This is a genomic window from Streptomyces sp. NPDC050549 (assembly GCF_040655035.1).
Classification (GTDB): Bacteria; Actinomycetota; Actinomycetes; order Streptomycetales; family Streptomycetaceae; genus Streptomyces.
On the sequence record NZ_JBFAJD010000022.1, the window covers coordinates 98,869 to 111,709 of the forward strand.

Below are 12,841 nucleotides of genomic sequence, written 5' to 3' on the forward strand. Positions count from 1 at the left end.
CATTCAAGCCTTGTCAATAACCCTTCACCCAAAGGTTGTTGAGTAGTCATGCGCGACCAATTCCCTACCCGCCGGTAAGGCCTAGGCTCAAACCATGCGCCGAGCAAAAATCGTCTGTACTTTGGGCCCCGCCACCGACTCGTACGACCAGATCAAAGCCCTGGTCGAAGCCGGAATGGACGTAGCCCGCTTCAACCTCAGCCACGGCACCCACGCCGAACACGAGGAGCGCTTCCACCGCGTCCGAAAGGCCGCCGAAGAGACCGGCCGCAGCGTCGGAATGCTCGCCGACCTTCAAGGTCCGAAGATCCGACTCGGCCGATTCACCGAAGGCCCCGTACTCCTTGAACGCGGAGACACCTTCATCATCACCGTCGAAGACGGCGCCGAAGGCGACCGCCAGTCCTGCGGCACCACCCACGCCGGCCTCGCCGCCGACGTCACCCCCGGCGAACGCGTCCTCGTCGACGACGGCAGGGTCTGCCTCGAGGTCACCTCCGTCGACGGCCCCCGCGTCCACACCAAGGTCGTCGAAGGCGGCATGGTCTCCGACCACAAGGGCCTCAACCTCCCCGGAGTCGCCGTCTCCGTCCCCGCCCTCTCCGACAAGGACGAGGACGACCTCCGCTGGGCGCTGCGCGCCGGCTTCGACGTCATCGCCCTCTCCTTCGTCCGCAGCGGCAAGGACATCGACGACGTTCACCGCATCATGGACGAGGAGGGCCACCGCCTCCCCGTCATCGCCAAGGTCGAGAAGCCCCAGGCGGTCGAGGCCATCGACGGCATCGTCGCCGCCTTCGACGGCATCATGGTCGCCCGCGGCGACCTCGGCGTCGAAATGCCCCTCGAACAGGTCCCGATCGTCCAGAAGCGCGCGATCAAACTGGCCAAGCGCAACGCCAAGCCGGTCATCGTCGCCACCCAGATGCTCGACTCGATGATCGAGAACTCCCGCCCGACCAGGGCAGAGGCCTCCGATGTCGCGAACGCCATCATCGACGGCACGGACGCCGTGATGCTCTCCGGCGAGACCAGCGTCGGCAACTACCCCATCGCGACCGTCACCACCATGGCCCGCATCGTCGAAGCGGCGGAGGAAGACATCCTCGCCAAGGGCCTGCCCCCACTGACCGAACGCAACAAGCCCCGCACCCAGGGCGGCGCGGTGGCCCGGGCCGCCGCCGAGATGGGCGACTTCCTCGGCGCGAAGTACCTGGTGGCCTTCACCCAATCCGGCGACACGGTACGGCGGTTGTCGCGCTACAGGTCCCCCATCCCCGTGATGGCCTTCACCCCCGACCCGGCCACCCGCGCCCAACTCACCCTCACCTGGGGCGTGGAGACCATCCTCGGTCCCCATGTCGACTCCACCGACGCGATGGTCGACCAGGTCGACGAACTCCTCCTCAAGTACGGCCGCTGCCAGAAGGGCGACATCGTCGTCATCACGGCGGGCTCGCCCCCCGGAGTCGCCGGCTCGACGAACCTCGTCCGCGTGCACCATGTCGGCGAGGACGACAGCCCCAAGTAGCGGCGGGGGGTCAGTGTTTGGGGCCTACGTGCGTTTCCATGAGGGCTGCTGAGGCTTTGCGGGCGACGGAGATGTTCTGGGCGTTCGCCTGCTTCCAGCTGACGCCGACTTTGTCGAGGGTGTCGGTGCAGAGCTGCCTGATATCCGTCGAGAGGTTGGTGAAGAAGTACCGGGGGTATTCGTGGCGCTTGCGCCCACCCGCGATTGTGCGGGTCGTCCAGTTGGTGATAAGGCAGCCGGCGGAGTGGATGAGACCCCGGATGAATTCCCAGGGGGTGAGCGTCGACGATTTCCTGCTGCCAGGGTTCGAGGGCGATACAGCGCTCGTGCTTCCTGCCGGGGGCGTGTTGGGGAAACAGATCGGGCCAGTGCCGGAAGTAGCTGGTGACCATCGCGTAGCCCTCCTTCTGGAGTGCGTGGACGCCGATGCCCGGGCGCACCTTCGTGATGGCCTCGCGGCACAGTTGCAGGAGCCCCGGTCATGCGTCGGCGCACGTGATCCTGAGGTAGTGGCCGGTGCCGCGAGGGTGGGGGCTGATACAGCCTTCGCCGAGGTACAGGCCCAGGAGATAGGCGTAGGCGTGATTGTCGGCAGGTGACCCGGGGTCCGGAGCCGTGATGCCGGGCAGGGGTTCCAGGCGGTCCTGTCAGGAGCGGATCGCGGCGCTTGGGATACCGGTCTCGCGACTCACGGAGCTGAGGCTGCGCCCCTGTTCGAGCAGCGCGAGGGCTCGCTTGCGTGTACTGATGTCGTACATGTGCACACTCTGTGAGAGTGATCGCGATGACACGCGGCAAAAGGCGGAGGTTCACGCGAACGTGAACCTCCGCCAAAATGCCGACCTTCGATTCGAAGGAAAAGTGCCCCGGGTGGGACTCGAACCCACACTGGATGCTGTTTGAGAGCACTGCCTGCTGCCGATTGGGCTACCGGGGCCTAACGAATCGAAGGTTTGCCTCGACCCGCTGCCCGTCTACCTTATCGCAGCTAGGTAGGCTCTTGCTCAGCACTACCCCCGTGCCCTGAACGAGGAGCCCCCGTGACCGCCCCCGAGTCGCCCCAGCCCGTAGACGCGCCCGACGACGACAAGTCGCACGTGCCTCCGCTGACGACCCGTGTCGTCATCGCCGAGGACGAGGCCCTGATTCGGCTCGATCTCAAGGAGATGCTCGAAGAAGAGGGGTACACCGTCGTCGGTGAGGCCGGTGACGGTGAGCAGGCCGTCGAGCTGGCTCGTGAGCACAAGCCCGACCTGGTGATCCTCGACGTGAAGATGCCGAAGCTGGACGGTATCTCCGCCGCCGAGAAGATCGCCGAGGAGGGCATCGCGCCCGTGCTGATGCTCACCGCCTTCTCGCAGCGCGACCTCGTCGAGCGGGCCAGGGACGCCGGTGCGATGGCGTACCTCGTGAAGCCCTTCAGCAAGAGTGACGTCGTGCCCGCGATCGAGATGGCGGTGTCGCGCTTCACCGAGCTCAAGCAGCTGGAGCAGGAGGTCGCCGACCTCACGCTGCGGCTGGAGACGCGCAAGCTGGTCGACCGTGCGAAGTCGATCCTGCAGACCGAGTACGGGCTGTCCGAGCCCGCCGCGTTCCGGTGGATCCAGAAGACGTCGATGGACCGCCGGATGTCGATGCAGCAGGTCGCCGAGGCGGTCATCCAGGACGCGGACGAGAAGAAGTCCTCGAAGGGCTGACACCCGAGACGGTGAGTACGACGAGGCCCGCGCCCCCCAGCTTGGGGGCGCGGGCCTCGTCGTAGAGAAGAGCGGCGGCAGGGACCTCAGTCCTCGCCGAGGTACGCCTTCCGTACCGACTCGTCGTGCAGCAGGTCCTCGCCCGAGCCGGAGAGGACGATGTTGCCGACCTCCATGACGTGGCCCTGGTCGGCGAGCGACAGGGCCGCTTGGGCGTTCTGTTCGACGAGGAGGATCGTCGTGCCGGACGCCTTGAGCTCGACGATCGTCGCCATGATCTTCTGCATCATGATCGGGGAGAGGCCCATGGACGGCTCGTCCAGCATGAGCAGTTTCGGCTGGGACATGAGCGCGCGGCCCATGGCCAGCATCTGCTGCTCGCCGCCGGAGAGGGTTCCCGCGGCCTGCTTCTGACGTTCTCCGAGGATGGGGAAGAGGTCGTAGGCGCGCTGGATGTCCTTTTCGATGCCTTCCTTGTCCTTGCGGAGGAAGGCGCCGAGCTGGAGGTTCTCCGCGATGGTGAGGCGGGGGAAGATGTGCCGGCCTTCGGGGGAGTGGGCCAGGCCGAGGGCGACGATCTTGTGGGCGGGGACGCTGTTGAGCGGCTTGCCGTCGAAGGTGATCTTGCCGCCGGAGGGCTGGAGCAGGCCCGAGAGGGTGCGCAGGGTCGTTGTCTTGCCGGCGCCGTTGGTGCCGATGAGGGTGACGACCTGGCCGGCCTCGACGCTGAAGGAGATGCCCTTGACGGCTTCGATCTTGCCGTAGGCGACCCTGAGGTCCTCGACCTCTAGCAGTGCGGTCACTTGGCTTCTCCCTCGGTGCTGGTGGTGCTCTCCGCTTCCGTCGTGGGCGGGGTGTCGTCGGGTGCGCCTTCGAAGGGTTCGCCGAGGTAGGCGGCGACGACGCGTTCGTCGGCCTGGACGACGTCGGAGGTGCCTTCGACGAGTTTTTCGCCCTGGACGAGGACGGCGACGCGGTCGCAGAGGTTGAAGATGAAGCGCATGTCGTGCTCGATGACGAGGACGGCGATGCCCATGTCGCGGATGGCGAAGACCAACTCCTCGGTCGCCCGCGTCTCTTGGGGGTTCATGCCGGCCGTCGGCTCGTCGAGCAGGAGCAGGCCCGGCTCGGAGGCGAGGGCGCGTGCGATCTCCAGCTTGCGCTGCTCGCCGTAGGGGAGATTGCGTGCCAGGTGGTCGCGCTTGTGGGCGAGGCCGATGAACTCCAGGAGTTCCATGGCGCGTTCTTCGCTGGCCTTTTCGGCCTTCTTGAAGCCGGGGCCGCGCAGGAGGGCCGACCAGAGGCCTTCCTTGGTGCGGGTGTGGCGGCCGACGAGGACGTTTTCCAGGACCGTCATGTTGGCGAACAGGCGGATGTTCTGGAAGGTGCGGGCGATGCCGGCCTTGGTGACGAGGTGGGGCTTCGGGGGAAGCACCGTGCCCTGGTAGGAGACCGTGCCCTCGGTGGGGACGTAGAGGCCGGTGAGGCAGTTGAAGAAGGTGGTCTTGCCGGCGCCGTTGGGGCCGATGAGGCCTACGATCTCGCCGGAGTTGACGGTGAAGTCGACGGATCGGACGGCGGTGAGGCCGCCGAAGCGCATGGTGACGTCACGGGCTTCGAGTACTGGTGTCGTCATGGCTCTCTACGCCCCTGCCTTGGTGATGGCCGGTTCGTCGGTCAGGGTCGTGGTGTCCGGTACGTCGAGTTGGCCGGTCTCGTGGAATTCGAGCTGGCGTCGGCGGTTGGGGATGATTCCTTCGGGGCGGAAGCGCATCAGGAGGATGAGCGCGATGCCGAAGGCGAGGAGCGACTTGTCCTGGAGGGCGACGAGCTTCTCCGGGAGCAGGTAGAGCAGGGCCGCGCCGAGGAAGGGTCCGGAGACCGTGCCCATGCCGCCGAGGACGACGGCGGCGAGGAGGAACGCGGAGTTGGGCGGGGCCGCTCCGGCGAACTGGTACGGGTTCGGCACCACGCTGTAGGTGACGTGGGCGCTGACCGTGCCGGCGAGGCCGGCGAGGGTGGCGCCGAGGGCGAACGCGATGAGCTTGACGCGGAAGCCGTTGATGCCCATGGCGGTGGCGGCGGTCTCGTCCTCGCGGATGGCGATCCAGGATCGGCCGATGCGGGAGTCGGAGGCGCGGCGGTAGATCGTGACCACGAGCGCCATGATCAGGACCATGAGGAGGTAGTAGTTGGCGAACCGGCCGATGGTGAAGGGGCCGAGGTCGTGGGTGTCCCCGAAGTTGAAGCCGAAGAACGACAGGTCGGGGATGGACGGGATGCCGTTGGGGCCGTTGGTGATGTCGGGGCCGGAGACGCCGTCCATGTTGTTGACGGCGATGCGGAAGATCTCTCCGAAGCCGAGGGTCACGATGGCGAGGTAGTCGCCGCGCAGGCGCAGGGTCGGGGCGCCGATGAGGACGCCGAAGACCAGGCTGGCGGCTGCGCCGGTGAGGGCGGCGGCCCAGAAGGGGAACTGGACGCCGGAGAACTTGGAGAACTCGGAGCCGGAGACCAGGGCGGCGGTGTAGGCGCCGACGCCGAGGAAGGCGACGTAGCCGAGGTCGAGGAGTCCGGCGAGGCCGACGACGATGTTGAGGCCGAGGGCGACGGTCCCGAAGATCAGGATGTTGACGCCGAGGTTGGCGTAGTGGTCGTTGGTCTGGGTGAGGGGGAAGGCGATCGCGGCGACGAAGCCCATGGCGAGGGCGAAGCTGCGGTTGGTGGCCGTGAGGTGGCTGAACCGGTCGAAGAGGCCGGCGGTGTGCAGGGCCCAGGAGGTGAAGACGACCACGATGAGGAAGCCGACGAAGAGCTCGTCCTCTGCGTCTATGCCGTAGGCGAAGACGGTGAGGCCGAGGGCGGCGACGATCGTGATGACGAGTCGCTGGATCCAGGGAGCGGTGGGCTGGGGGGCCGGGATGCTGTTGGGTTTGGCGATGTACGCCTTGAGCGCTTCCTTGGTGGTGTCGGTGGCGTCCTGCGGGAGGGCGAGGGCGCCGATGACGGGGAGCAGGGAGGCGATGGCGGCGATGTAGGTGCCGGGTTCCCAGTTGACGATTCCGCCGAGTTCGGCGGCGATCGCGATGACCGTGTACCAGGTGACGGCGAAGCCGCCGAGGGCGGTGAGGACGAGGGGTGCGTTGTTGCGGGCGGGCAGGAGCCAGCCGAGTCCTCGGACGCCGTAGGAGGAGAGGGCGAACAGCGCGGTGAGGAGGCCTGCGACGAGGGTGAGGACCTGGAGGCCGCCGGGGTAGCCGTTGACGGTGAGGTCGCCGGGGAAGTCGGAGGTCCAGGTCCAGCGCAGGAAGGTGGAGGCGGTGGTGGCGATGCCGCCGGCCAGGAGGAGGGCGCGGGCGGCACCGAGGGGCAGCGGGATGAGGCCGCGCTGTCCTGCGGGGGCGGTGGCCGGCGTCTTGGGGGTCTCGGTCGTCTCGGTCATGTGATCACGCCCTGTCCGCGACGCGTTCGCCGAGCAGGCCCTGTGGCCTGAACAGCAGTACGAGGATGAGGAGACAGAAAGCCCAGACGTTTGCCCAGCTGGAGCCGCCGAGCTGTTCCATGCCGGGGATCTTGCTGATGTAGGCGGAGGCGAGGGTCTCGGCGACGCCGAGGACGACTCCGCCGAGCATGGCGCCGTAGATGTTGCCGATGCCGCCCATGACGGCCGCGGTGAAGGCCTTGAGGCCCATCAGGAAGCCCATGCGGTAGTCGATGTTGCCGTACTTGAGGCCGTAGGAGACGGCTGCCACGGCGGCGAAGAAGCCGCCGATGGCGAACGCGATGACGATGATCCGGTTGGTGTCGATGCCCATGAGCTGGGCGGTGTCCGGGTCCTGGGCGGTGGCCTGCATGGCGCGGCCGGTGCGGCTCTTGCGGACGAACCAGGCGAGGCCGGACATGCAGATGACGGCGGCGATGACCAGGAAGATGTCGGCGTCGGAGATGGTGACGGAGCCGATGTCGTGGTTGCCGTCGAGGCTCGGGAAGGAGCGGGCCTTGTCGGCGCCCGGGTAGAAGTTCCGGACGAGTTCCTGGAGGGAGAGGGAGAGGCCGATGGCGGTGATGAGGGGCGCCAGTCGTGGTGCTTGCCGCAGGGGGCGGTAGGCGAATCGTTCGGCCCCTACCGCGACGAGGACGGAGACAATTCCGCCGCCGATCAGCATGAGTGGTACGGCGACCACCATCGAGGTGCCGTCGGGCAGGATGTAGGCGTAGACCGTGAGGGCGCCGAAGGCCCCGGTCATGAAGATCTCGCCGTGCGCGAAGTTGATGAGCTGGACGATGCCGTACACCATCGTGTAGCCGATGGCGATCAGCCCGTACATCGAGCCTAGGAGCAGCCCGTTGGCCAGCTGCTGCGGCAGGGTGTTCACCGCGTGGCCTCCATTGTCGCTGGTGGTCGTGTGCACAGATCGCGTGCCTGGGGGTGGGGGGGTGTGACAACGGGCCGCGCGGTCGGGATCCTCCTTCCGCGCGGCCCGTGGTGCGGTGGTGCTGGAGCTGAGATCAGCTGCCGTTGAAGGTGCCGGTCTTCACGGCCTTCCAGGCGCCGTTGGTGACCTGGTAAACGGTGAGCTGCTTGTTCGTGGTGTCGCCGTACTGGTCGAAGGCGACCTTGCCGGAGATGCCCTCGAAGTCGGACTTCTGGACGGCGTCGACGACCTTGGAGCGGAGGTCGTTGCTGGCGGGCAGCTTGTTGCCGTTGGCGTCCTTGACGGCCTTCACTGCCTTGATGATGGCGGTGGCGGCGTCGTAGGCGTAGGCGCCGTAGGCGCCGTAGTCACCCTTGTAGCCCTTGGCCTTGTAGGTCGCGATGAACTGCTTGGCGGCGGGCAGGGTGTCGGCGGGGACGCCGACGGAGGTGGCGAGGTCGCCTTCGGCCGCCTTGCCGGCGGTCTGGATGTAGGTGGTGGCGAACATGCCGTCACCGCCGAACAGCGGGATCTTGACGCCGGCGCCCTTGAGCTGCTTGGTGATCTTCTCCGACTCGTCGTACTGGCCGCCGTAGTAGAGCAGGTCGGCGCCGGAGTTCTTGATCTTGGTGACGAGCGAGCTGAAGTCGGTGTCGCCGGTGTTGACGTGGTCGGTGCCCGCGATGGAGCCGCCGAGCTTCTTGAAGGCGCTGTTGAAGATTCCGGCCAGGCCGGCGCCGTAGGTCTGCTTGTCGTCGACGACGAAGGCCTTCTTCTTCTTGAGGCCGTTGTACGCGTAGTCGGCGGCGAAGGCACCCTGGAGGGCGTCGGTGGTGGCGGTGCGGAAGTACGTCTTGTACGGCCGCGTCTTGGTGGTGGCCCAGTCCTTGCCCTGGGTGAGGGCGGGGTTGGTGTTCGAGGGGGAGATCTCGACCATGTTGGCCGAGGCGAACACCTGCTGCATCGACTGGGCGACGCCGGAGTTCAGCGGGCCGACGGCACCGACGACGTTGCTGTCGCCGGTGAAGGCGGTGGCGTTGGACTGGCCGGTGGCGGGCTGCGCCTTGTCGTCCAGGGCCTTGATCTTGAACTTGACGCCCGGGACCCAGTTGTTCTTGTTGGCGTCGTCGACGGCGATCTGGACGCCGTACTGGATGCCGAGGCCGGTGGTGGAGTTCTCACCGGACAGGGGAGCGTCGACGCCGATGGTCAGGGTGGTGGACCCACTGTCACTCTTGCTGCCGCTGTCCCGGGAGCCGCAGGCGGTGAGGGTCAGAGCTCCGGTGGTGAGTACGGAGGTAAGAATCACCAGAGAACGCTGTCGCACAATCTGTCCTTTCCGCAGGCACAGTCGCCCGGGTGGGGCGGAGGGTGCTGCGCTGGTACCGAACTCCCGATGGAGCGGTGACTGGCCGTGACTCTAAGCCCGGTCTGTAGGCATGGGCATCGTCGTGCGCGGGCTTGTGACTTTCTTGTTATGACGTGCCGGTTGGAGGGCTTCGTGGAAGGTGGGTCTCGGCCGGTTTGGCGGAATTCAGCCGAGGTCCACATTTTGAGAACCTGCACTTCCGCTTGGCCGCAGGCCTGGCCTGGCGTTTGTCGTACTGCAGGCCCTGTGGAGGAGCTGGGAAAGGTCCTTGGAGTAGGAGGCGCCGAAGATGAAACTGTGGCGTTGTATTGCGCGCGTGTTACGCAGCGTTACGTCCAGAAAGGCGAGGTCCGCATTCAGGGGCAGTCCCGAACAGTCGGAAACGGATATCTCCACGGTGACGCGGCGGGTTGCTCCGGTGTGCACGGTGAAGGACGGTTCCGGGACGGCCTGGGCGGTGAGTCCGTCGAAGGCGGCGCCGGTGACTCTCAGGGTGACGGCGGGGCCGCTGTCCACGGCGACCGCGAAGCGGAAGAAACCGGTCGTGGTGGGGGTGTCGGTGGTCTGGGCGAGTCCGACGTAGCGCCACTCGGTGACGTTCGCGGGCCATGGCGTGGGTGGCCGCGGGTCGCTCTGCCGGGAGGAGTGGACGGGGGGCAGGAGGACGGCTCCGACGCCCAGGGCGACGACCGCGCCCGCCCCGAGCACGGCTCTGCGGGTGCGCGGCGACAGGGTGTGCCAACGGTCCGTCAGATGGGGCGGATCGCCGCCGATGACTTCGTAACTCCCGTTCGTCTCCGGCGAGTCGACGGATTCGACGGGCCCGATACCGCTCATGCCGGCAGCCTCATGGGAAAACGGTAGGGGAGTGGACGGGGGTGCGGAAGACGGAGTCCGGCCCACCACCCCCGGCGGGGGCGACGGACCGGCGGGATCAGCTCGCGGCGCTCGCGGGGATTCCGTCCCCCGGCTTCACGTCCCGCAGCAGACAGGTCAGCCGCGCACTGCACACCCGTCGTCCCTCCTCGTCACTGATCACGATGTCGTACGTCGCCGTCGAGCGCCCCCGGTGCACGGGTGTGGCCACTCCGGTGACGAGGCCGGAGCGGGCGCCGCGGTGGTGGGTGCAGTTCAGGTCGACGCCGACGGCGATCTTCGAGCTGCCGCCGTGCAGCATGGACCCCAGGGAGCCGAGGGTCTCGGCGAGCACCGCGGAGGCGCCGCCGTGCAGCAGTCCGTAGGGCTGGGTGTTCCCCTCGACCGGCATGGTGCCGACGACGCGCTCGGCGGACGCCTCCACGATCTCCACGCCCATACGTGTGCCGAGGTGGCCCGCCGAGAACAGGGCGACCAGGTCGATGCCGAGTGCCGAGTACTCGTCGATGACGTCCTGCGGGAACTTCCCTTGCTGCTGCTCGCCCATGGGACCGGACTCCGTTCGTCTTTCGCCTGACTGGATGGACCTGACGGTCGGCTGAGCAAACGCTCAGTCGGTCGTCGATTGTTCCAGACGTACGACGACGGACTTGCTGGCCGGGGTGTTGCTGGTGTCGGCGGTGGCGTCCAGCGGGACGAGGACGTTGGTCTCGGGGTAGTAGGCGGCGGCGCAGCCCCGCGCGGTCGGGTAGTGCACCACCCGGAAGCCGGGCGCCCGCCGCTCCACGCCGTCCTTCCACTCGCCGACCAGATCGACGTACGACCCGTCGGCGATCCCGAGCCGGGCCGCGTCGTCGGGGTGGACCATGACGACCCGGCGGCCGTTCTTGATGCCCCGGTAGCGGTCGTCGAGGCCGTAGATCGTGGTGTTGTACTGGTCGTGCGAGCGCAGCGTCTGCAACAGCAGGCGCCCTTCCGGGAGTTCGGGGTATTCGACGGGCGCGGCGGTGAAGTTGGCCTTGCCGGTGGCCGTCGGGAAGCGGCGTTCGTCGCGCGGGGCGTGCGGGAGGGCGAAGCCGCCGGGGTGGGCGACGCGCTTGTTGAAGTCCTGGAATCCGGGGACCACGCGCGCGATGCGGTCGCGGATCGTCCCGTAGTCCTTCTCGAACTTCTCCCAGGGGGTGCGGGACTCGGGGCCGAGGACGCGGCGGGCGAGGCGGCACACGATGGCCGGCTCGGACAGCAGGTGGGTGCCCGCGGGCTCCAGACGGCCGCGCGAGGCGTGCACCATGCCCATGGAGTCCTCGACGGTCACGAACTGCTCGCCGCCGCCCTGGAGGTCGCGCTCGGTACGGCCCAGGGTGGGCAGGATGAGGGCTCGCGCGCCCGTGACGGCGTGCGAGCGGTTGAGCTTCGTCGACACGTGCACGGTGAGGCGGGCGCGCCGCATGGCCGCCTCGGTGACCTCGGTGTCGGGGGAGGCGGCCACGAAGTTGCCGCCCATGGCGAAGAACACCTTCGCGTCGCCGTCGCGCAGGGCGCGGATCGCGGCGACCACGTCGTAGCCGTGCTCGCGCGGCGGGGCGAAGCCGAACTCCTTCTCCAGGGCGTCCAGGAAGGCGGGCGCGGGGCGCTCGAAGATGCCCATGGTGCGGTCGCCCTGCACGTTGCTGTGGCCGCGCACCGGGCACACACCCGCGCCGGGGCGGCCGATGTTGCCGCGCAGCAGAAGGAAGTTGACGACCTCGCGGATGGTCGGCACGGCGTGCTTGTGCTGGGTGAGGCCCATCGCCCAGCACACGATGGTGCGCTCGGAGGCGAGCACCATTTCCAGGGCCTTCTCGATCTCCGGGCGGGTCAGCCCGGTCGCGAGCAGCGTCTCGTCCCAGTCGGCGTCCCGCGCGGCGGCGGCGAACTCGTCGTAGCCGTGGGTGTGTTCGTCGACGAAGGCCTGGTCGACGGCGCCTTCCGTCTCCAGGATCAGCTTGTTCAGGAGGCGGAAGAGGGCCTGGTCGCCACCGATGCGGATCTGCAGGAACAGGTCGTTGAGGGCGGCGCCCTTGAGCATGCCCTGCGGGGTCTGCGGGTTCTTGAACTTCTCCAGGCCCGCCTCGGGCAGCGGGTTGACGCTGATGATCTTCGCGCCTTTGGCCTTGGCCTTCTCCAGGGCGGAGAGCATGCGCGGGTGGTTGGTGCCGGGATTCTGGCCGGCGACGATGATCAGATCCGCCCGGTAGATGTCCTCCAGGAGGACGCTGCCCTTGCCGATGCCGATCGTCTCGTTCAGCGCGGAACCGGACGACTCGTGGCACATGTTCGAGCAGTCCGGCAGGTTGTTGGTGCCCAGCTCCCGAGCGAACAACTGGTACAGGAAGGCTGCCTCGTTGCTGGTGCGGCCCGAGGTGTAGAACAGCGCCTCGTCGGGCGAACCGAGGGCGGCGATCTCCTCGGCGACGATGTCGAACGCCCGCTCCCAGGTGACCGGTTCGTAGCGCTCGGCCCCTTCGGGGAGATACATGGGATGCGTGAGACGGCCCTGCTGGCCCAGCCAGTAGCCGCTGCGCGTCGCGAGATCGGCCACCGGATGGGCGGCGAAGAACTCCGGGGTGACCCGGCGCAGGGTGGCCTCCTCGGCGACCGCCTTCGCGCCGTTCTCACAGAACTCCGCCGTGTGCCGGTGCTCCGGCTCGGGCCAGGCGCAGCCCGGGCAGTCGAAGCCGTCCTTCTGATTGACCCGCAGCAGCGTCAGCGCGGTGCGCTTCACACCCATCTGCTGCTGGGCGATGCGCAGCGTGTGCCCGATGGCCGGGAGGCCGGCCGCGGCGTGCTTCGGCTCGGTGACCTGCGGTGCGTCCTGGACCGGATCGCCCTTGGGCGGCTTCGTGGCCATCGCGGGCCTCTCCTTCGCTGGCACGTGTGCACTACATCTCTGATCCTCGCATGCGGTAGTGAC

The 12,841-nt window shown here is 67.8% G+C and carries 10 protein-coding genes, 1 tRNA gene and 1 pseudogene; 2 read left to right on the forward strand and 10 right to left on the reverse strand.

Features of this window, described 5'->3' with window-relative positions:
- Nucleotides 1–94 precede the first annotated feature (94 nt).
- On the forward strand, nt 95–1,531 hold the full coding sequence (gene pyk / locus AB0I51_RS28935; protein WP_362980034.1) for a pyruvate kinase: 1,437 nt from the start codon (nt 95–97) through the stop codon (nt 1,529–1,531).
- A 10-nt stretch (nt 1,532–1,541) separates the two neighbouring features.
- On the opposite strand, the pseudogene AB0I51_RS28940 reads toward pyk, so the two are convergent.
- Nucleotides 1,542–2,169: pseudogene (locus AB0I51_RS28940) on the reverse strand (helix-turn-helix domain-containing protein).
- A 224-nt stretch (nt 2,170–2,393) separates the two neighbouring features.
- Nucleotides 2,394–2,468 (reverse strand) — tRNA-Leu (locus AB0I51_RS28945).
- A 103-nt stretch (nt 2,469–2,571) separates the two neighbouring features.
- Here AB0I51_RS28945 and AB0I51_RS28950 point away from each other — a divergent pair.
- Nucleotides 2,572–3,228 (forward strand): response regulator, encoded by a 657-nt coding sequence (locus AB0I51_RS28950; protein WP_019062225.1) that lies wholly within the window; start codon nt 2,572–2,574, stop codon nt 3,226–3,228.
- Between the two features lie 86 nt (nt 3,229–3,314).
- Here the strand turns inward: AB0I51_RS28950 and AB0I51_RS28955 are convergent, their stop codons facing one another.
- From AB0I51_RS28955 to AB0I51_RS28990, 8 genes are all read right to left on the reverse strand, one after another.
- Complete coding sequence (locus AB0I51_RS28955; protein WP_362980036.1) at nt 3,315–4,031, reverse strand: ABC transporter ATP-binding protein; 717 nt, start codon at nt 4,029–4,031, stop codon at nt 3,315–3,317.
- On the reverse strand, nt 4,028–4,864 hold the full coding sequence (locus AB0I51_RS28960; protein WP_362980038.1) for an ABC transporter ATP-binding protein: 837 nt from the start codon (nt 4,862–4,864) through the stop codon (nt 4,028–4,030). The genes AB0I51_RS28955 and AB0I51_RS28960 overlap by 4 nt, the downstream gene beginning before the upstream one ends.
- A 6-nt stretch (nt 4,865–4,870) precedes the next feature.
- Entirely contained in the window at nt 4,871–6,670 is a 1,800-nt protein-coding gene (locus tag AB0I51_RS28965) for a branched-chain amino acid ABC transporter permease (RefSeq protein ID WP_362980040.1), read from the reverse strand.
- A 4-nt stretch (nt 6,671–6,674) separates the two neighbouring features.
- Entirely contained in the window at nt 6,675–7,604 is a 930-nt protein-coding gene (locus tag AB0I51_RS28970) for a branched-chain amino acid ABC transporter permease (protein WP_362980042.1), read from the reverse strand.
- 133 nt (nt 7,605–7,737) lie between these two features.
- Nucleotides 7,738–8,955 carry a branched-chain amino acid ABC transporter substrate-binding protein gene (locus AB0I51_RS28975; RefSeq protein WP_362980138.1) on the reverse strand — a complete coding sequence of 406 codons (1,218 nt, stop codon included), beginning with the start codon at nt 8,953–8,955 and terminating at the stop codon, nt 7,738–7,740.
- A gap of 222 nt (nt 8,956–9,177) precedes the next feature.
- A complete protein-coding gene (locus AB0I51_RS28980; protein WP_362980044.1) occupies nt 9,178–9,849 on the reverse strand; it encodes a hypothetical protein in 672 nt (223 codons plus the stop codon).
- 97 nt (nt 9,850–9,946) lie between these two features.
- Nucleotides 9,947–10,435 carry a hotdog fold thioesterase gene (locus tag AB0I51_RS28985; protein ID WP_362980046.1) on the reverse strand — a complete coding sequence of 163 codons (489 nt, stop codon included), beginning with the start codon at nt 10,433–10,435 and terminating at the stop codon, nt 9,947–9,949.
- 63 nt (nt 10,436–10,498) lie between these two features.
- Nucleotides 10,499–12,778 (reverse strand): FdhF/YdeP family oxidoreductase, encoded by a 2,280-nt coding sequence (locus tag AB0I51_RS28990; RefSeq protein ID WP_362980048.1) that lies wholly within the window; start codon nt 12,776–12,778, stop codon nt 10,499–10,501.
- Between the last annotated feature and the right edge of the window lie 63 nt (nt 12,779–12,841).

Bases quoted from the DNA above. Each gene is read 5' to 3' on its own strand.
- pyk (WP_362980034.1), top strand. From the start codon at position 95: ATGCGCCGAGCAAAAATCGTCTGTACTTTGGGCCCCGCCACCGACTCG.
- AB0I51_RS28980 (WP_362980044.1), bottom strand. From the start codon at position 9,849: ATGAGCGGTATCGGGCCCGTCGAATCCGTCGACTCGCCGGAGACGAAC.
- AB0I51_RS28990 (WP_362980048.1), bottom strand. From the start codon at position 12,778: ATGGCCACGAAGCCGCCCAAGGGCGATCCGGTCCAGGACGCACCGCAG.
- AB0I51_RS28960 (WP_362980038.1), bottom strand. From the start codon at position 4,864: ATGACGACACCAGTACTCGAAGCCCGTGACGTCACCATGCGCTTCGGC.
- AB0I51_RS28985 (WP_362980046.1), bottom strand. From the start codon at position 10,435: ATGGGCGAGCAGCAGCAAGGGAAGTTCCCGCAGGACGTCATCGACGAG.
- AB0I51_RS28965 (WP_362980040.1), bottom strand. From the start codon at position 6,670: ATGACCGAGACGACCGAGACCCCCAAGACGCCGGCCACCGCCCCCGCA.